The organism is Vagococcus allomyrinae (assembly GCF_017829975.1).
GTDB classification, from domain to species: Bacteria; Bacillota; Bacilli; order Lactobacillales; family Vagococcaceae; genus Vagococcus_D; species Vagococcus_D allomyrinae.
In genome coordinates, this window is record NZ_JAEEGA010000011.1 from 1 (window position 1) to 19,526 (window position 19,526).

Annotated in this window: 20 protein-coding genes; 3 read left to right on the forward strand and 17 right to left on the reverse strand. The window is 40.9% G+C overall.

The genetic code is table 11. The features are described from left to right. Positions 1-196: 196 nt before the first annotated feature. The 6 genes from I6N95_RS27475 to hypD form a co-directional block, all read right to left on the reverse strand. A complete protein-coding gene (locus tag I6N95_RS27475) occupies positions 197-598 on the reverse strand; it encodes an RtcB family protein (RefSeq protein ID WP_347340568.1) in 402 nt (133 codons plus the stop codon). After that, on the reverse strand, positions 582-1,331 hold the full coding sequence (locus tag I6N95_RS27480; protein ID WP_347340569.1) for an RtcB family protein: 750 nt from the start codon (positions 1,329-1,331) through the stop codon (positions 582-584). Before I6N95_RS27480 ends, I6N95_RS27475 begins: the two co-directional genes overlap by 17 nt. 327 nt (positions 1,332-1,658) lie before the next feature. After that, positions 1,659-1,964 (reverse strand): pyrimidine/purine nucleoside phosphorylase, encoded by a 306-nt coding sequence (gene ppnP / locus I6N95_RS16075; RefSeq protein WP_209529815.1) that lies wholly within the window; start codon positions 1,962-1,964, stop codon positions 1,659-1,661. An 18-nt stretch (positions 1,965-1,982) separates the two neighbouring features. After that, positions 1,983-2,783 (reverse strand): pyrroline-5-carboxylate reductase, encoded by an 801-nt coding sequence (gene proC, locus I6N95_RS16080; RefSeq protein WP_209529817.1) that lies wholly within the window; start codon positions 2,781-2,783, stop codon positions 1,983-1,985. A 22-nt stretch (positions 2,784-2,805) separates the two neighbouring features. Further along, entirely contained in the window at positions 2,806-3,582 is a 777-nt protein-coding gene (locus I6N95_RS16085) for a glycyl-radical enzyme activating protein (RefSeq protein WP_209529819.1), read from the reverse strand. Positions 3,583-3,615: 33 nt separating this feature from the next. After that, positions 3,616-6,018: a trans-4-hydroxy-L-proline dehydratase gene (gene hypD, locus I6N95_RS16090; RefSeq protein ID WP_209529821.1), complete on the reverse strand. Its 2,403-nt coding sequence runs from the start codon at positions 6,016-6,018 to the stop codon at positions 3,616-3,618. Positions 6,019-6,394: 376 nt separating this feature from the next. On the opposite strand from hypD, the gene I6N95_RS16095 reads away from it, so the two are divergent. Next, entirely contained in the window at positions 6,395-6,943 is a 549-nt protein-coding gene (locus I6N95_RS16095; protein WP_209529823.1) for a helix-turn-helix domain-containing protein, read from the forward strand. 53 nt (positions 6,944-6,996) lie between these two features. Here the strand turns inward: I6N95_RS16095 and efp are convergent, their stop codons facing one another. Further along, complete coding sequence (efp, locus tag I6N95_RS16100) at positions 6,997-7,557, reverse strand: elongation factor P (protein WP_209529825.1); 561 nt, start codon at positions 7,555-7,557, stop codon at positions 6,997-6,999. Positions 7,558-7,801: 244 nt separating this feature from the next. Here efp and I6N95_RS16105 point away from each other — a divergent pair, with 244 nt between their 5' ends. After that, a complete protein-coding gene (locus I6N95_RS16105; RefSeq protein WP_209529827.1) occupies positions 7,802-8,344 on the forward strand; it encodes a dihydrofolate reductase family protein in 543 nt (180 codons plus the stop codon). Between the two features lie 39 nt (positions 8,345-8,383). Here the strand turns inward: I6N95_RS16105 and I6N95_RS16110 are convergent, their stop codons facing one another. From I6N95_RS16110 to I6N95_RS16135, 5 genes are read right to left on the reverse strand one after another with little or no spacing between them, the layout of a single operon-like run. Beyond that, the gene (locus I6N95_RS16110; RefSeq protein WP_209529829.1) at positions 8,384-9,451 is read right to left on the reverse strand and encodes an alcohol dehydrogenase catalytic domain-containing protein; all 1,068 of its coding nucleotides are present in this window, start codon (positions 9,449-9,451) and stop codon (positions 8,384-8,386) included. 1 nt (position 9,452) lies between these two features. Next, the gene (locus I6N95_RS16115; RefSeq protein ID WP_209529831.1) at positions 9,453-10,298 is read right to left on the reverse strand and encodes a class II fructose-bisphosphate aldolase; all 846 of its coding nucleotides are present in this window, start codon (positions 10,296-10,298) and stop codon (positions 9,453-9,455) included. A gap of 23 nt (positions 10,299-10,321) precedes the next feature. Further along, positions 10,322-11,926 carry a PTS system mannose/fructose/sorbose family transporter subunit IID gene (locus I6N95_RS27120; protein ID WP_245249589.1) on the reverse strand — a complete coding sequence of 535 codons (1,605 nt, stop codon included), beginning with the start codon at positions 11,924-11,926 and terminating at the stop codon, positions 10,322-10,324. Positions 11,927-11,965: 39 nt separating this feature from the next. Then, complete coding sequence (locus I6N95_RS16130) at positions 11,966-12,454, reverse strand: PTS sugar transporter subunit IIB (RefSeq protein ID WP_209529832.1); 489 nt, start codon at positions 12,452-12,454, stop codon at positions 11,966-11,968. 3 nt (positions 12,455-12,457) lie between these two features. Continuing rightward, entirely contained in the window at positions 12,458-12,862 is a 405-nt protein-coding gene (locus I6N95_RS16135; protein ID WP_209529834.1) for a PTS sugar transporter subunit IIA, read from the reverse strand. 422 nt (positions 12,863-13,284) lie between these two features. Here I6N95_RS16135 and I6N95_RS16140 point away from each other — a divergent pair, with 422 nt between their 5' ends. After that, positions 13,285-15,681: a PRD domain-containing protein gene (locus tag I6N95_RS16140; protein WP_209529836.1), complete on the forward strand. Its 2,397-nt coding sequence runs from the start codon at positions 13,285-13,287 to the stop codon at positions 15,679-15,681. 49 nt (positions 15,682-15,730) lie between these two features. On the opposite strand, the gene I6N95_RS16145 is transcribed toward I6N95_RS16140, so the two are convergent. From I6N95_RS16145 to I6N95_RS16165, 5 genes are all read right to left on the reverse strand, one after another. Continuing rightward, positions 15,731-17,143 carry a sensor histidine kinase gene (locus tag I6N95_RS16145; protein WP_209529838.1) on the reverse strand — a complete coding sequence of 471 codons (1,413 nt, stop codon included), beginning with the start codon at positions 17,141-17,143 and terminating at the stop codon, positions 15,731-15,733. Continuing rightward, on the reverse strand, positions 17,127-17,771 hold the full coding sequence (locus tag I6N95_RS16150; RefSeq protein ID WP_209529840.1) for a response regulator transcription factor: 645 nt from the start codon (positions 17,769-17,771) through the stop codon (positions 17,127-17,129). Before I6N95_RS16150 ends, I6N95_RS16145 begins: the two co-directional genes overlap by 17 nt. A 39-nt stretch (positions 17,772-17,810) precedes the next feature. Continuing rightward, positions 17,811-18,404 carry a glycoside hydrolase family 73 protein gene (locus I6N95_RS16155; protein WP_209529842.1) on the reverse strand — a complete coding sequence of 198 codons (594 nt, stop codon included), beginning with the start codon at positions 18,402-18,404 and terminating at the stop codon, positions 17,811-17,813. Between the two features lie 117 nt (positions 18,405-18,521). After that, positions 18,522-18,887 (reverse strand): DUF1304 domain-containing protein, encoded by a 366-nt coding sequence (locus I6N95_RS16160; protein ID WP_209529844.1) that lies wholly within the window; start codon positions 18,885-18,887, stop codon positions 18,522-18,524. Positions 18,888-18,899: 12 nt separating this feature from the next. Further along, positions 18,900-19,523 (reverse strand): nitroreductase family protein, encoded by a 624-nt coding sequence (locus I6N95_RS16165; protein WP_209529846.1) that lies wholly within the window; start codon positions 19,521-19,523, stop codon positions 18,900-18,902. Positions 19,524-19,526 lie beyond the last annotated feature (3 nt).

Consider the following 19,526-nt stretch of genomic DNA (forward strand, 5'->3'; position numbering starts at 1 on the left):
CTCTGATGAATGAATAAAAGAGAATAAAATAAGGTTCCAATCCCAAAATCAGGGATTGGACCCTTATTATTTTATCTCTAAAGATAAAAACGAAAGAAACCTATTCGTTTTTCAGCAGCCTCGAAAATTCCCTAAGTCTTTTTGTTTTGAGACAAGCAAGCCACTAACCTTTACCTGTCATCTAGTCCTGACTGCTTTATACCTTTCCCTTAAAATTATAGAGAGGTTTGATGATTTCCTTGATCTCGACCGTCGCCTCAATTTGATTCAAAATTTGTTTTTTCTTTTTATAAGCTCCTGGCGCTTCATCCAAGGTCTGTTTGGTAACTGATTGAGTCCAGATGCCTTTCATGGTCGCCTCATATTTTTCCAAGGATAATTGCTTTCTAGCTGCGGAACGACTTAATAGGCGCCCTGCCCCGTGAGGAGCCGATTGATTCCAGTCTGAATTGCCTTTACCAATTGCCAAAATGCTGCCATCACGCATGTTTAAGGGAATGATCACTGGTTGTCCTAATTCGGCTGAGGTAGCTCCTTTACGTAAAATCCCCCCCTTAACATCAATGTAATTGTGGGGACAGTCAAAAGTCTCCTGCACTTTTTTTCTCCCATTTCATGCCCTTTAAGATAATCTCAGCCATCACTTGCCGATTTCTGGCTGCATAAGCTTGGGCGATGGTCATATCACTTAAATAATCAGCCATTGGGGCGCCTGAAAGATGAGCTTGTTCTCTTAACAGCACCTCTTGAGCTCCTAGCACATTGTCCCTGTTCATTCGTCGTTGCTGCAGATACTTTCCGTAAGCCACTTCTTGATGATAATGGGCAACGTCTTGTCCCAAAGAACGACTGCCACTGTGAATAACGAGGTAAACCCCATCAACGCCCTCTGCTACTTCAATAAAATGATTGCCACCTCCCAGTGTTCCTAAGCTACGACGGGCCTGTTTATAATTGACTGGGGCTTGCAGTTGACCGTAATCAAAGTCAGCGACTGCCTGCCGGTGACTGGCCTTACCTGAAGGAATTCGATTGCGAATCAAACGCTCCAGTTTATCAAAATTTTTCTTTAAGCCTTTTTTTTCTAGCTTGACAACATAGACACCACAGCCAATATCCACCCCTACTAAACTAGGAATAAGCGATTCCTGAATCGTTAAAGTCGCGCCAATGACGCAACCCGCTCCACTGTGAACGTCTGGCATTATTCTGATCTGACTGCCTTTTAAACTAGCCAAGTCGCAGAGACTCTCCACTTGGCCAAGGGTACTTTTTTCTAAATGGTCGGTAAAGACCAGTGCTTCATTATTTTTTCCTTTAATGGTTATCACGTTAACATTCCTCTTTCTTTCCTAGAGGAATCTTTGTCCCCTAGGTGTTGTTTAATTCTTTCCTAATTTGTTTTTTTCCACTCATAAGTCTCACCTCATCTTTTTTTTTACGCAAAAAGACCACACTTCTCCTGAGAAAAGTGCGGCCTTCGATATTGCTATCTTTAGAAGGAGCAAGCTGCTTTCACATTGGCCCTTCTCTTTAGCTGACTTTTCCGATCGTAACTAACACTTAGTTTAAACATCTTGCTTCCTCCTTTCATTGTTTTTTTTTATTACTTTACTCATCTTACAAGAACTATCCCTTAAATGTCAAGGGGCTTTTTACTAGAGGTAATAACAGGTATAATCCGCGAAAGGTGCTGCCTTGACCTGAAAGACACTGTTAGCAGGTACTTCAAAGGACTCGCCAGCGGTATACGTTTGCCAGGCTGTTTCTCCCGGTAGTAGAACGGTTAACTCGCCAGCAGTAATGTCCATTTTTTCTTTTTCAGCGGTGTTAAACTGATACTCTCCTTGACACATAAACCCTAAGGTCAGCCGCTCACCATCTGCCAAATAGACAGTTCGACTTGTCACCTTCCCCTCAAAATAGACATTGGCTTGTTGTTCAATGGTTCCTTCAATTCTCATCTAATCGCTCCTACTCTTTTATGATAATTCACGGTTTCTTTCAGCAGCCGCTTTAACAGCATTCATGACTGTCGCTCTAAACTGGCCTGTTTCTAAGGCGTGGACAGCCTCAATGGTCGTCCCTCCTGGCGAACACACCATATCCTTCAGCTCAGCTGGATGCTTGCCTGATTCCAAGACCATTTTAGCCGATCCTAAGACGGTTTGAGCAGCAAACTGATAGGCTTGTGCCCTTGGTAAGCCAGCTAAAACGGCTCCATCTGCAAGGGCTTCGATAAAGAGGTAGACGTAAGCTGGTGCAGAACCGCTAACGCCAACTACGGCATCAATTAAATATTCTTGAACCAGTTCGACCTTCCCTAGACTACTTAGAATGGTCACAGCCAGAGCCTGCTCTTCCTCTGTGACATACTGATTAATCGATAAGGAAGACATCCCTTCACCGACTAAAGCTGGTGTATTTGGCATCACTCGCATAATCTTAGTGGCTGCTGGTAGTTCTTCAGCAATCGTTGCTAGGGTGACCCCAGCTGCGATGGACAGAATCACTTTTGTTTCATCAACCTCCGTTTTAATTGCCGACAGAACCGTCTTCATCATGTTGGGCTTGACGGCGATGATTGTCAGATCTACTTGACTTACCAAATCTGCTTCGGAAAGGGCTGTCCCGACGCCTAATTCCCCTTTAAGTTGAATCATTAACGGTTCAACATCATAAATAATGATATTCTTTTCGCTGTATAGCCCTGCTTTCAGCAAGCCTTTAATAATGGCTTGTCCCATATTTCCGGCGCCAATAAAGCCAATTTTTTCTGTCATCTTTTTCCCTCACTTCAGGTGCTTAACCACCGATTTTAACTGGTTGATAATGTGCTGTCCACAGGTTTTGTAGCTCCGCCATGCGTTCATCTGACGGTGCTTGAAAGCTCTGCGACTCTCGATTTAACCGGAGATATTTTTCTTTGCCAAACTCGTGATAAGGCAGCAGATGAACGGAACTTACAGCGATATTTTCGGCTTTTAACCAGCTGATCGTCGCGACTGCTGTCTCATCATCTGCATTAATGCCCTCGAGCATGATCAAACGTAAATCGATATTAGCTTGAGCCTCGCTCAGTTTTCTCAAATTAGCTAAGACCAGCTCATTAGAAGTACCTGTATAGGTTTCATGGAGCTGACTATCGATAAATTTCAAATCGTAGAGAAATAAATCCACATAAGGCAACAACCGCTCGTAGTTAGCAAAAGGTGCCACACCACATGTGTCGATTGCCACTGAGATGCCTTTGCGTTTTAGCTGCTTAACAAGTGGCTCAATAAAGGCCATGTCTTGGGTCATCACCTCTCCGCCAGACAGCGTAACGCCACCGCCAGATTGTTCATAAAACAACTGGTCTTTGGCGATTTCTTTAATCAGTTCTGGAAGAGTATAGGATTGACCAACCCGTTCCATTTTGCCATTTTTCTTAGGCATCTCTTCAATTTGATACAGTTGACTTTCAGGATTATGACACCAAGCACAACGGATCGGGCAGCCTTTAAAAAAAACGGTCGTGCGAATCCCTGGCCCATCATGAACGGAAAATTTTTGAATATTAAAAATTACTGGTACCGTCATCCTGCCACCTCTTTCTATTCCATCGTTCTTAGTTTAACCAAAATTTTGTTCGGTACGATTGATAATTTCATCTTGTAAGGCTCGGTCTAAATTATTGAAATAATCACTATAACCGGCCACCCGTACAATTAAGTTCTCATACTGTTCAGGATTTTTTTGTGCTTTGATCAACGTTTCTTTCTCAAAAACATTAAATTGAAGATGATGACCATCCATTGCAAAATAGGTTCTTAACAGCGACGCCATATGAGACAAACCATCTTCACCTGCTACGACTTGTGGGGTAAACTTCTGATTTAGCAAGGCACCACCTGTTTGTAGCTGATCCAATTTAGCCGCTGATTTAATAACAGCTGTTGGCCCTAAACGATCAGCCCCTTTTTCTGGTGAAATCCCATCTGGCAACGGAATACCTGCTTTCCGTCCATTAGGACTAGCTTCCATCACCTGTCCAAAGTAAACGTGACAAGTTGTCGGTAAATATTCAACAATCGTTTTGGCCCCTTTAGGTGTTGGACGTCCGCCGACAACTTTTTGCAAGGTCACATTAACATCTTTCAACAAATCATCTGCATAATCATCATCATTTCCATATTTCGGCGTGTCATTGTGAACTAGCTCAAACACCTCATCATAGCCCTCAAAATTATTCTTACAGGCCACGAGCAGTTCGTCCATGGTTAGGTTCTGCTCTTCAAATACTTGTTTTTTAATCGCCGCTAAAGAATCAGTAATCGTGGCAATTCCCACGCATTGAATATAGCTCGTGTTGTAACGGGCTCCACCGCTGTTATAATCCAGCCCGCGTTTGATACAATCATCGGTAATGACCGATAAGAGGGGTACTGGCATATGCTCCATATACATCCGTTCAATCAAATTATTACCAGCAACTTTCACGTCTACGACGTAATTCAGTTGCTTCTCAAACGCTGCAAAGACCTCCTCATAGCTGGTGAACTGGCGAGGGTCCCCTAGATCCAAAGCCACCTGCTTATGCGAATAAGGATCAAAGCCACGATTCAACACCAATTCAAAGACCTTCGGCACATTTAAGTAACCCGTTAAGACATAAGCTTCCTTGCCAGCTGTCCCTGTTTCGACACATCCGCTAGCGACCCCACTTTCTCGGGCATCGGCCATGGATTTCCCCATGTTTAACAACTCCTGAATAATCGCATCAGAATTATAAAAGGCTGGTTGCCCCCATCCTTTGCGTGAAATTTTGGCCGCTTCCCTTACAAAATTTTCCGGTGTTTTTCGCGAAATTTGCACATTGGAGCTTGGTTGCAGGAGCTTTAACTCATCCATTACTTCCAATATTAAATAACTGACTTCACTGACTCCTGAGGTGCCATCGGGACGTAAAGCACCTGTGTTAATGTTACAAAAATCCGTATACGTGGCACTTTCTTTTAAGGTAATGCCCACTTTAGGCGGTGCCGGCTGATTGTTAAACTGAATCCATAAATTCTCTAACAATTCAAAGGCTTCTTCCCGAGTCAAGGTACCTTCTGCTATTTCTTTGTCATAAAAAGGTTCCAAGTGCTGGTCCAGCTTACCTGGTGAATAGGCGTCCCAATTGTTCATTTCAACGGTCACCCCAATATGGGTAAACCAGTACATTTGAATTGCCTGTCTGAAGGTTTCAGGCTTATTAGCTGGCACCACGTCACAAACCTCTGCCAATTCCAGTAGTTCCTTGCGCCACTGGGGATCGGTTTCCTGAGCTGCCAGTTCACGAGCTAAAGCAGCATAGCGTTCCCCCATAATAATGACACCTTCACAAACTAGTTTCATGCCTTCTAATTCTTCTTTTTTAGCTAAAGCCTCCATGTCATGGTTAAAGTCTAGTTGAGCTATTTCCTGCTCAATCAAGTCAATCGAATCTTGAAAACCTCGTTGATAGATTTTACCATCGGCAACGGTATGACCAGGGCCTCGTTGCATTAAAAATTCTGTGTATAAGCCACCGTCAAATAAGCCATGCCATTCCTCAGGTAATAGACGATTCATCCGAGTCATCATGGCACGCTCATGCCAGTAAGGAATGATAACTTCCTTTTGAATTCGACGGTCTTCTTCCGAAACTTTGAAAAAAACTTTTTCTCGCTTATCCATATTTTCAAAGTCGGCCATCGTGTGACAACATAATTCAGGGAAAGTTGGCGCGGCCCACGGCTTGTGTCCTTTTTCACCTACAATTAATGACCCTTTTTCTAAATACAAACTACGATTTTCCATAATGTACTTAAATGCTTTACCACGTAAGATTGGTGTTGGACAACTTCCCTCATACATCTGATAGGCCTCAGTTAACAGGACGGCCCGTTCAATCGAGATTGACGGACTGCACTCTTGATCACTAATTTGACGCAATCGTTTGATTCTTTCAGTTGAACCTCGACGAGTTGGTTCTAATGTTAAAGTTGACATTTTTTTCCTCCTATACCTTTTAGTCGTGTCTTTTCTTTTGACAAGTCATGCTCACTAATTGTGAAAAAAGTAACTATAGATGGTAAAAAAAATAAGCAATTTCACTTTGATGAATATTTCCATGTCATTTTTCACTTAAAAATAATAAATCGTTTTCATTACCCATTATATATTCTTTGAAATAAATTTCAAGTGATTTTTTCACTACTCCGTGTGGATACCTGCTAAATTTTAATGACAATTTAGATTTGTCCACCATTAGATATTGACATTTTCGAAATCTAATTTATAGTTTAAGAGAATAGGTTCTTTTCCTTGCTCAAGTCTAATTATCACTCACAAACAGATTTGCTTACGCCAAAAAGGGGGCTTTAAGATGGAGAACATTGGGGAACTCGTCAAAAAACTGAGAAAAGAACACGGCTATACCTTAAAAGATCTCAGCCAAAAATTGAATTTGTCCGTGGGATTTCTCTCCCAATTTGAACGTGGTGTCACAACAATCGCCGTTGAGCATTTAGTTAAAATAGCCACTTTATTTAATGTGCCGATTAATCACTTTTTTACACAATCTCCTGCGCCTGAAGAAACCATCGTCCGCAGCTACGATCAAAAGGTCATGCGCATTATTAATGATACGGTTTATAAATCGCTCAGTCCTCACCCACAAGATAAACAGATGATGCCAAAGTTAATTGAAATGTTGCCCGCCTCAACAAATGAGCATGTCACCACTTATCCTCATGAAGGAGAGGAATTTGTTTATGTGCTAGCAGGCATCCTTACCCTCATTATCAATGGCGCTGAACAACAGCTTTACCCTGGTGACTCGGCCCATTACGCCTCCTCCCAGCCTCATAACTGGGCAAATTATACCAACATCGTCGTTAAGTTTTTAGTGCTACACACACCAAATGACTACTAAAAAATGCGCTTAGGGAGATGGCCCCAAGCGCATTTTTTGTGACTCAATTATTCTTATTTAATCCGTTTTTGATACGTACCTTCTGACGTGTTAATTTCTAATCTTTCGCCTGCTTCAATAAAGTCAGGGACGTTGACCACTAAACCTGTTTCCATAATGGCTGGTTTGCCAGAGCCTGTGACAGTCGCCCCTTTTATTGATGGCTGAGTTTCCGCCACTTCCAAAACAACTGTTGACGGTAAGGTGATACCAATCACTTCACTACCATAAAACTGAATTTTTACTTCCATATTATCCAACATAAATTTCAATTCATCTTCGATAATCGCTGTGGGAATTTCATATTGTTCATACGTTTCAGAATCCATAAAGTTGGCTGTGTCGTCTTGGCTATATAAATACTGAACGTCTTTGTTCTCGATGAAGGCTTTTTTGACTTTTTCATCAGGACGCATCGTTGTTTCTGTTGTAGCGCCTGAACGCACGTCTTTCAATTTCATCCGCATAACAGTATTCCCTTTACCTGGCTTGTGATGACTAGCCTCCAACACACGAATTAATTTTCCATCTTGCTCAAAGGTCATGCCGGCCTTTAAATCGATTATTGCTATCATAATATGATCTCCTTTTTCTTAAAAATCTGCGATTTAGTTTAACTAAACAACAGGCTTTTTTCTCTGTAGAGTGCTTCATTTCTTAAAAGACTCCAGCAAAAACAATTCTCATTTATTGTAACAAACTTACGAGCCTTATTCTAGGGGTAACTGCCCAGTCTAGCAAATTTTGCGTCAAAAAAAAGAAAATTTACCAGGATTATGCTAAAATGAGGCAAGCACTCTTAGAGAAAGTAGGGATAGTATGACACGAAAGGTAATTTTTTACGGGGCTATCAGTTTAGATGGATTTCTGGCTCGAGAAGATCAGCAATTGGATTGGCTGTTTGAAACCCCAGGGGGTGAAGAAACCGCTTATGACGAGTTTATTCAACAAATTGACACCACCATTATGGGACGCACTACCTATGAAGACGTATTATCCAAGTATAGTGGCCCAGAATTTATGTATCGAGATAAACGCAATTATGTTTTTTCTCATTCACTCCTTGGTCAAACACCAGCCGAACCTTCGGTAACCTACGTGGCGGGAGACATCGTTCCCTTCATTAAAGAGTTAAAGCAAGAAGAAGGTTCAGGAATTTGGCTAGTTGGCGGCGGCGCTTTGATTCGTCCGTTAATCGAAGAAAACTTAATTGACGAGTGGTATATTCAAATTGCCCCAGTTATTTTAGGCAAAGGCGTTCCCTTGTTTTTTGCTAGTCAAGCCGATCTGCGATTGGAATTAGTGGCCGTTAATCGCTATCAGCAGTTTGTTGAGATGCATTATCGAAAAAGGTCGACATGAAAAAATAAGCTTAGCCATTTACTTGACTAAGCTTATTTTTTATTTCTCCACCTTAACCGTCTCATAGTGATGTAACACCACTCGATATGTATTTGGCTGAACTGCATGCTCAAAAGCCTTAGCTGTTTCACAATAATCGTACATCTTTTCAATATAGGGTGTCATGTCGATAATTTTTTCGCCAATTAAACGAGTGGCTCGCAAGTTGTTCTCAATAGTTGGACTGACCGTGCCAATATATTCATATTCTTTGTTGTGAAGATGCCCAAAATCAACGGGAATTTTTTCTTTACTGTCCTGAGCACTATAAGCAATTAAGCGCCCATAAGGAGCTAGTGCATTCATACCATCAAGCCAGGCATTAGCCAGTGGAATCGTATTAATTACCACTTCAGCACCTCTTCCTGCTGTCACTTCTTTTACCCGTTCTACCAACTCTTCTTTATTGGGATCGATCACCAAATGGGCGCCTAGAGCCAAGGCCTTGTCCCGTCTTTGTTCATCTGGCTCACTAATGATGACCCTTGCCCCTTGTAACTGACATAACTGAGAATTTAGCAGCCCCATAATCCCGGCTCCGATAATCACCACCGTATCGCCAAATTTTAGTTTGGCTTTCTCCACACTGTGAATGCAGCATGCCAAAGGTTCTGTCAACGCCATTTCCTCAAAAGGAATCGCTTTTGAAACCTTGACTAATTGTTGGGTTTGAACTGCTAAGTATTGAGCCATGCCACCACCGATAATCGTTCCTTCAAATGGAAAGCGGGGTTTTGATGCATACCCATTTTGACATTGTGTTCCTTGACCGGTTTTACAAAAATCACATTCACCACAATAGTTGAATGTTGACACTACATGGTCGCCGACAAGATATTCTTTTACCTCTGCACCGACTGCTAGGACAACTCCAGCAGTTTCGTGACCGCCAACAAAAGGAAAACCAAAATGTTTTTTACCACTATAGGCTCGCTGCTCGACCGTGCATAATGAGCAAGCTTTCACTTGATACAACACTTCTTTCGGACCGATTTCCGGTAGCGGAAATTCTTTTAACCTTAAAGTCGCCACATCTTCTAAAACGAATGCCTTCATCCGATCTATCATGCTATTTCCTCCAATTCTCAGCTTTATTTTGAGAGCCAAAAAGCTGAATATTTTCGATCAACTTCTCTTTAAACCCTTGTCCCAAATAATTATACACGCCGTAAATACCATACTGGGATAAATCTTGTTTGTTTAACTCAACGACCATATTGCGTTTTAATTCATTGGAAAGATTGACTTTATTGATTCCTTCTCGGGCCAAACGTGACAAGTTTTCCTCTCCTGTTCCAGAACCACCATGGAGAACTAATGGGACAGGAACTTGCTCTCGCAACTCCTTTAACAAATCAAAACGAATATCAGGCTCACCTTTGTATACACCATGAGCTGTCCCAATCGCAACAGCTAAACAATCAACGCCAGTTTCTGCCACAAAGCGCACGGCTTCAGCTGGCACCGTCAGTCCTGAATAACCGTCAACCTCATAATTATCTGCCCCACCAACATGACCTAGCTCAGCTTCCACACTAACACCAACAGCATGAGCGATCTTAACCAGCTCTTTTACCTGACTGACATTTTCAGCAAAAGGCAGTTCTGATCGGTCAACCATAATTGAAGTAAAGCCAGCACGAATGGCCATAACGCAATTTTCAAAGTTTTTACCATGATCTAAATTAAGGGCAATTGGAACAGCTGAGCGCCTGATTAAGTCAGTGGCAATTCTGCCTAAGTAACAGATATCAGGATTAACGTGATAGGGTACGCCTAATATTAAAGGGCTGTTCATCTCTTCTGCCCCATCGATGGCGGCCCTTAAATTATGTTCATTATCAATATTGGGGGCCGCTACTGCATAATTGTCCACCCGTGCCTGATCTAATAGTTCCTTCATTGTGACTAACATATTTTCCCTCTTTTCTTAAATGATTAAACGGCTAGAATAGTCGTTAAACTGCCGATAATTCCCACAATAATTAGAAGCAACATGACTTTTGTTGTCGAAAGACCTTTGTCGATTAGTTTGTAACAACCCAAGGTTAGCAAAAGCGGGATTGCCCCCGGTAAAATCACATCAAAAAACTGTTCTTGTAGATTGAATGGGGTATTTCCTGGGATAATAATCCCTGTCTTAACCGTCACATAACTGGCAACTAAGCCCCCAATAACGATACAGCCCATTACTTTGGCACCATCGATAAAACGATTGATTAACCCACCTTCCAGTAAAGTTAAAATCGCCTCGCTGCCTTTTTTATACCCCAGCATAAAGCTAAAATGATTGATGCCTAAGACGATGACCGTCATACTAATCAGGTATAAAATCGGGCCTAGCACATTGCCACCTCGTGACATTCCGATAAAGAAAGATAACAATAAGGGGGTTAAAATCCCCTGCATGACCGTATCGCCAATTCCGGCTAAAGGCCCCATCAAGCTAGTCTTAACCGCCGTAATTGCCTCCTCATCCATGCCCTCAGCCCCGAGATATTTTTGTTCCTCCATGGCTCCAATTAACCCTGTAACAGCTGCCGCAAATTGATTTGAGGTATTATAAAAACCGGTATGACGTTGCAAAGCTTGACTCATTTCAACTGATTCTTCTTGATAAAACTTTTTAAAAAATGGCGTCATGGCATGGGCGAAGCCGATTCCTTGCATGCGCTCGTAATTATAAGCCCCTTGAGCGTGAAAGCCCCAAATAATACTGGAACGAATCAAATCACTGCGAGTGATCAAGCCACTGCTTTTGGCAATCGGAGCTGGAGGTTCATCATCTATTATTTGTGTCTCATTTTTCTCTTCTTTCTTTTTAAATTGTAAATACATGATAGTGATAATCAAGCCGATAAATCCTAAGGCAATATTGTCCAATTTGAAATACATAATCAGTAAAAATCCTAAGAAAAAATAGACTTTGGCCTCTCCATGAAAAATTGATTTCAACGTTAGCCCTAACCCCAAGGCTGGTAATAGGCCGCCGATTACCATTAAAGCACCCAGAACATTTTTACCTAAAAAACCTAAAATCCCTGCTACATAATCCGTCCCAAAATAAACAATCATAAAACAAGGTATGACGGTTATCAGAAAGAGTAAGGTCTGAGGAAACAGGACATTTACCAACCAAAACTTTTTGGCTTTTCCCTCTTGAGCATAGCGGTCAGCCAACTGAACAAAAAAAGTATTGACCGTCAATCTACCAAACCACAACAACGTTCCTAATAAACCGATTGGCACAGCAATCGCCAACGCCGCTTCCACATCAATGCCTGCTGTAATCCCTAATGTGGAACCGATAATCGCCGCTAGTGTGGAATCGCTGGGCATGGTGCCTCCAGCCGAGATATTTCCGATGTACAAAATGTTAATGGCTGCTCCAATCATCGTACCTGTTGCCGGATCACCTAAAATTAGTCCGACACAAAATCCTGCTACTAAAGGCTTATTAAAGGTAAAATACCCGACACCGATCACCGTCGACATTGCTAAAAAATAGATCATACTGATTAACAACCCTTGCAAGATACTCATTTTGCGCTCCTTTCCCGATGGGGTCTCACCCCAACTCACCTATTTGCTCTTTTCCAGTAATTCTTTCTCCACTTTAATCTGTCTATCATCTGGCACTAACTGATAGGATATCCTTGTTCCACCTGCCAACATTCGACTCATTGCAGCTCGTTCTTCATCAGAAGCAAAAACATTTTTAATCAACTGACGGCGGTTCTTATTTGCCCCCATTCCCCCTAAAATAATTTCTCGAATAACAATCTCAGCACTTTGCAACGTTTCAATAATTTCAGGTGTTTTGGTTAAAATAAAGATCGATTGAGGTTTTGCTGCTCCTTTTAAAAAGGTAATTGAGTCCTCAATTGTTTTGATAAGTAATTCGATATCAGAGGGTGCCGCAGCTTTATAAATCCTCGCCATCATAGTATTTTTTGCTAAGTCATTGTCAACAATCAAAATGGCGTCAGCCTTTAGATGTTTCAACCAGGCTGTGACCACTTGCCCATGAATCAAACGATCATCAATTCGTGTTAAGACAATCTTTTTCATCAGCTATTCCCCTTTCTTTAGTAAGTCATTGACATAAACAAAGGTCGTCTGCCCTTCTACTGCCAGTCGTTTTACGACTTGCTCAAGCCTTTCACTTTTTCGTGACATAAGGCATTCTAAAAGTATGGGCAAATTCACACCAGTAAAATGTTCGAAGTGATACTTTGCCATCAATGTACAGACATTGTTAAAGGGAGTACCATACATGATATCCGTCAGCACTAGCAACTCCTCGCCTGGAACGTTCTCCTTTAGTCTATCTTCAACTTCTGACTGAAAAGCGTCTAAACAGTGAGCTACATTCAGTGAAACACACTCTATTTTCTCTTGTTTTCCCGCTATCATTTCTGCGCTCTTCATTAGCTCATTTGCTAAACCGCCGTGAGACACAATGACTATCCTGTACATGTTGCTCCTCCTTTATCTCGATTAGTGTCCACTAAAAGTAAGCTCAAGCCAGCTAACTCACCTACAGTCTAGCGCCTTCATTATGCCCTTGCAACTTTCCTTTAGTTCCCGAGCAATGTCCTTTCTGTGTTGTTTTTTGTCGTTAAAAAGAACCTCAGCTCACAAAAAAAGACCCTAATTGGTCTATAAAAAAAAGTCTCACTGATTTTTGTCGCCAAATCCTCAAAAAATAGCACAGTTTATTTTAAGAGAAACTTATCTGTGTTAAAAAATCACCCGATTTCCCCTTAAAGCTGCACTAAATAACCCAAATTCGTCATCCTTTCCCTATAGCTTTTTATTAACTTTACGCTACTAAAAGAAAGATTGAACCTCTAATGATTTCTGCTAAAATGGAGGTATCAAATCAAGGAAGGAGTTTTATGATACTTATGATAGACATTTATCGCAATTCATTAAACAACCGAGAATTTGAATTACTCAACGCCATTCATCACGACACCTTAAGCAAATTAAAACTAAATGTGCTCAATGACATTGGCTGTGATGCCACCACTCTCAGCAATCAATTATTTATTGAACGATCGAATGTTTCTCGAACCCTTAATCGCTTATGTCGCAATGGTTTATTAACTAAAATTCAAGGCCGTCCGACGCTCTATTTTGATAAAACTGCTGTTGCTTATTATTTTCCTGAGGTTTTCCTGCCAGATATACTGCCACTTAACGTCACCTTATTAAGGTATTTAGAAGAAAATTACGCTTTTAATATTCGAACAGGGCATATCTTTGCAAATTTTTTTGGCACCTTGGAACAAGAAGCCTTATTTAACTTAACAGAGGAAGCCAAGGCAGCACTCTATTATCCATCTGAAAGCCTCTCTCTCTTATTGTATGGTCAGGAACATACAGGAAAAAGAGAATTTGCCAAACGCTTATTTGCAGTTGGTCTTAACAGAAGGCTTTTCCCTAACAAGGAGGCCTATTACTATCTCGATTGTAACGACTGTTCAGAGAGCACCTCTTTTAGCAAAACACTCGAAGCGATTTTGATGACGAAAACAACTAGGAAATTTATCGTGATAGACAGCTTTCATCTGTTAACTGATAAGGAACAGCATAAACTAAAAAAAATAATCAATGAAAAAAGCTATTTTTCCCCTCAAGAAAAAATGACCATCCGACCTAATTGCATGTTTTTATTGCTGACGTCTGAGCCTTCTTTTGATCCAAGTCAGTTCACAGATCCCTTTTCCATCACCTTAGATATGCCTTCTCTGGATCAGCGAACCATGAAAGAAAAGTTACTGTTTATTCTGTCCTTTTTCCAAAAAGAAGCCGATGCCATCCAGAAAATCATCCGCTTTTCTTATAACGTCCTAAACTGCTTCACCTTATCTCGCTATCCAAGAAATATTCTTAGTTTAGAACTGGAGATAAAACGAGCCATTGCTTTGGCTTTCCACCAACAAGTTGATCAAAAATCTCCGATTAATTTAACATTTGATCACTTATCAGATAACCTATTAAATAACATGCAAACTGATACCCAAATGATTGATGAACTTTACCATATTTATCATTTATTGACTTCTCCGATCGATAAAAATGACATTGTCTTGATGCCAAATCAAGAGTCTCTATTAACTCGTTTTATCGAGAAGAATATCTTATATGACCGTAATCACTTGCCTTACAACAAACTGCTGATTGCCACCTCTAAGGAATCAACAGACTCCCCAAGAGAGTTGGTACGACCACTACTTAAACAATTCTATAATAAAAAACTTAATTTGCAGCAACTCAGTCACCCGCAGTTGGTCACTGAGATTCAAGTCCATTTTAGTTCATTGGGTTTTGATCAGTCTGCAGCCTTATTAAACGGTCTAGTGGCCTATTTTGATCCGTTACTGAGCAATCAAGATGACTCCCTTGCTGACCACACTTACGAGTCAATGACAGCTGTCACTCAGGCATGTCGTGATTTTTTAAGTTATTTAAAACAGCAGTATCACTTTAAAGCAAATGAACATGAGGCACTTTTTTTGCAAACCTATATTGAAGATGCTTTACTGATAGCTCAAAACAGCAGACCAGCCATTGTAGTGGTAACGGGGACCCTTCCTAGAGGCGAGATCTATACAACCTTTGCTAATAGTTTGCCTTACACGACGAAAGTCATTTCCATGGAAGCGGCCCAGCTCTTACCCCATGCTCAGACGTTAACCAGTCATCTAAAGAGATTAGACGAGGGGAAGGGCATTGTTTTTTTGATCAATGATGACGTCCCTAAAGAAGTCCTCACGCTGTTGAGCACATATCCGCGAGATTATTTAGTTATCGATAAAATGACTATCCAAACCCTTGAAAAAGTGGTTCGTTTGTCTGATAATCCCTTTAACTTTATCGAGGACCTTAGCCGTGCTCTGCAACCTGACGGAACCTGCCTCACTGGCGGCCCAGACACTTTGATCCCGATTATCAAACAAGATATCTTAGATAAATCACTAGTCTTTTTAAACCCAACTAAAATTGTCGACTCTGCTGTTTCAGTGTTTTATGCCATTATTCACGAGCTACAAATGGCTTATGACGACAGCCTATTTATTCGTTTTCTGCTCCATGTTTCCTTTATGGTTGAACGAATGCTATTAGAGAATTGTTTAACGTATCAAAATATTAATCTTTTTATTAATGAACATCACGAAATTAACACGGTTATCGATCGCCAAATGACGATCATCAGAACCACTTACAATATTATTATTCCCCAATCTGAGATAGCGTATATTACTGAGATTTTTTTAGATGGCAAATAAGCATAAAAAAGGTCAACAACTTGCCCTGATGCAAGCTGTTGACCTTTCATTAATCTGCTTTCTTTCCGTTTGCCAACGCAAATAGGATTTTCACACTAAAGCGTTGTTCCTCTATCACAATCGCTCCTGTTGTCTGGTGCTGCCTTAAAGCATGTTCCACAATTGCTAAACCTAACCCCGTCCCAACCAGCTCCTTATTGCGGGACTCCTGCCCTACAACAAACGGTTGCCACAAGGTTTTTACCTCTGTCACAATCGCCTCCCCGGCTGCTAGCTGATTGCTTATTTCAAAAACTAACTGGGAGGTTTTTTTTTCCAATTTAATCTCAATTTCCTGACCAGCACTATATCGAATTCCATTACTTAACAAATTATCGATAATCAGCCCTAATAAATAGTCATTGCCTAAAATTAGTACTTTATCTTGCTGCCAATCAAAATTGGCGCTGACATTAACTTTTTTCTCCTTGGCTGTCAGCAAAAAAGCCACTCGTTCCAATTGTTTTCGCAAAACTGCCAAAAAATCAACCGTTGATAACGGAAAATCCACTTGGCTAATTCTGCTAAACTGCAACATATCTGAAACAATTCGATCCAGCTCTTCTGCTTGCTTTAAAATCACCTGATGATAAGAGCCATCGTCAATGCCATCTGCGATTCCTGAAGCATAGGCTTGAATTACTGCAATGGGGGTTTTTAACTCATGAGTTAAGTCAGCTGTCAGCTGGCGAATTTGCTGATTTTGCTGATTTAATCGTTCTTGATTTTGCTTCAAAGACTGACTCATAACATTAAGGCTGTGGGCTAAGTCTCCCAGTTCATTCGGTGGGTAATCAGTGATTGTCACATAATCTAACGCAGTAATTTTTTCTGCACTTTCTTTAATAACTGTCAATGGTTTTAACAAGTGTTTCGTTGTCATATAAATAAAGCTCATTCCAACTAATAGGACAACTCCTAAAGAAATAAAAAAGAAGCGATTCATAATAGCAGCTGTCTCAGAAAAATGAGCCATCGATGTTCCTACTACTACTACTTGTCGGTCAATAATAGCCATTTTGGCTAAATAGGAGGATTTCTGCTTCGGTTGATCATAGTTTCTGGTGATTTCAGGGGTTCCTTCTGCCAGTTTTTCCATGCTTTCCTCACTCAACCAAAACCGTGTTAACGCAATGCCTTTGCGTTTCATTTTCAACAGTAAATCATCGTTCAAATCATCCAAAATAAATTTGTCTGGCTCACTGGTGACGATGATAACACCGTATTTTTGTTCAAGGGTCTCAGGCTCTCCCTCCCCTGCTTTTAGTGCTGTCATGGCTTTACCAACATTGTGTTCAATCTGATTAGTGTAATAATTGGGCAAGAAAAAATAAGTCAAGGCCAACAAGCCAATAAACACCATAGTTAATACGCCAAAAAGAATGGCTGTCAGCCGTAGACTGATTTTATACTGCCGTTTCAAGTTGATACCCCACTCCTCTCATAGTTTTGATTGTCTCAAAGCCAATCTTTTCTCGCAGTCGTTTAATATGAGTGTCGACCGTCCGATCGTCGCCGTCATAATCCATTCCCCAAACGTGCGTTAACAGTTGTTCCCGCGTTAAAATTTGATTGACGTGTTGAACGAAAAACAACAGCAGTTCTGCCTCGATTTTCGTTAAGGACAGGCTTCGGTCCTCAAGCTGAAACTCTCTTTTAGAGAAATCAAAAAAGCCCCTGCCGATTGGCATCCGCTCTTCAATCCCTAAAAGTTTTTTCACTCTCAACAATAACACTTGGGGATGAAAGGGTTTGGTCATGTAGTCATCGGCGCCTGATGTTAAGGACTCCAACTGATCCTCATGAAGATTTTTGGCAGTTAACATCAAAACTTTAACTTTACTGTGCTTTTTGATTTCTTTTAAGACTTCCAACCCATCTTTTTTAGGCATCATCCAATCGAGAATCGCCAAATGAATCTGTTGCTCATAAAAAATAGTCAAGGCACCGTGGCCGTCCTCAGCAACAAACACCTGATAGCCAGCTTTTTCCAAATAACGCTGGACAATGCGCTGCATATCCACGTTATCCTCTGCCAACAATATATTCATGTTCTCACCTCCCATTATTGTCGCTACTGATTTCGATTTTTAGCTATCGTATTGATTTAAGCCAAACTGCTCAATCAATTCAATCAGTTTATCTGCATAGCGGGGATCAGTGGCGTAACCACCTGCTTGTATTGCTAAGGCTGCTTCACGATAATTAGCCGCACTCAAAACCGGTTGATAGCTGGCTCCTTTTAAAAAGACCAGATGATCTTCCATCCCTTGTTGAAGATTGTCGTATTTTTTAAACTGGTCATCAATGGTGATCCGTTCTCCATCGATGTATTCATCTGTTCTCATTATAACAGATTGGTTATTATGTTCACCTTTGATGCCAAAAAGATTATTAGCAGAGGTCGCCAACTCACTTTGTCCCCAATCCGATTCTAAAATCGCTTGAGCGATGATGATACTAGGGAACAGTTGTGTTTCTGCGTGTATGTTCTGAGCTGGCCCTGCTATTTCATTAATAAAGTCTCCTTGATAAGCTGTCGAATACCATTCATCGCCATAACTTTCCCAACTTGCTTTTGGCTTGTCTACTAACTTAACACTGACAATCGTCGCAACCATCACAACTACAAGAGCAATTAGCCAACTGCTACGTCTGAGTTCATTTTTTATTTGTGTGCTCATCATTATTCCTTCTTTCATGTCTGATTACCTTAATCATAAAGCATCAATGTGACAACACTGTGGCAAAATAAAAAAACTGATGTCTCATTTAATTGAGACCACCAGTTTTTCTGTTGGTTAGTGCAGGATTAAAAGGCTAATAAGAGCTAAGATAGCAGGACCACCCTGTTTTAATATGATGCTTTTAGAACTTGTCAGTCCGCCATAGACAGCAGCTACAATCACAAATAGGATAAACATCGTAGCTATTTCCAAACTATTGGCTGAAATGAACAAACCATATAGGATACCTACTGCAAATAAGCCATTATAAACGCCTTGATTTTTGAATAATGTTTGAATCATGGAATTGTTTAATTCTTCCGGTCTCACGTTAAATGTTTTCGCTGTTTTCTCAGAACTTGTGGCAATTGTTTCCAGATACATAATGTACAAATGTTCCAACGCAACGATAAGACACAGGACAGTCGAGATAATTGACATAGTCATTTCTCCTTATTTCCAAGTAGTAAAGGTTTCAATTGGCAAGCGAATAGAGTTGTAACCTGTTTCCGCCGCTTTTCCAATTGAGACGATCATCACTGGAACATAACGCTCTGGATCCAAGCCAAGGACTTCGGTCAGTTCCTTCGCCTCAAAGCCACCAATCGGATTCGTTTCATAGCCATGAGCTCGCGCAACTAACATCAATTGCATGGCGGCCAAGCTGGCGTCAATCTTGACAATGTCATTCATCTGTTCTTTTGGTAACTGTTGATACAGTGGTAAAATAGTGGCTAACTGTTGCTCCTTCACCTCTTCAGACATTTTTCCTTCTGCTACGGCTGTTTCATAGATTTCCTCACCGTATTCATAACATTCTAAATCCCCAAAAATCACAATCATTGCCGCCGCTGTTTCATTTTGACGTGTATTAAAGCGAACTAATGGTTGCATTTGAGCTTTCACTTCATCACTTTCTGCCACAACGAAGCGCCAAGGTTGCATGTTCACTGAAGAAGGGGCTAATGTCGCTTCACTTAAGATTTCCGTCATTTCTTCTTTCGATATTTTGACAGTGGGATCATAGGCTCTCACTGATTTACGTCCTTTAATAATATCATTCAAATTTGCATTCATTTT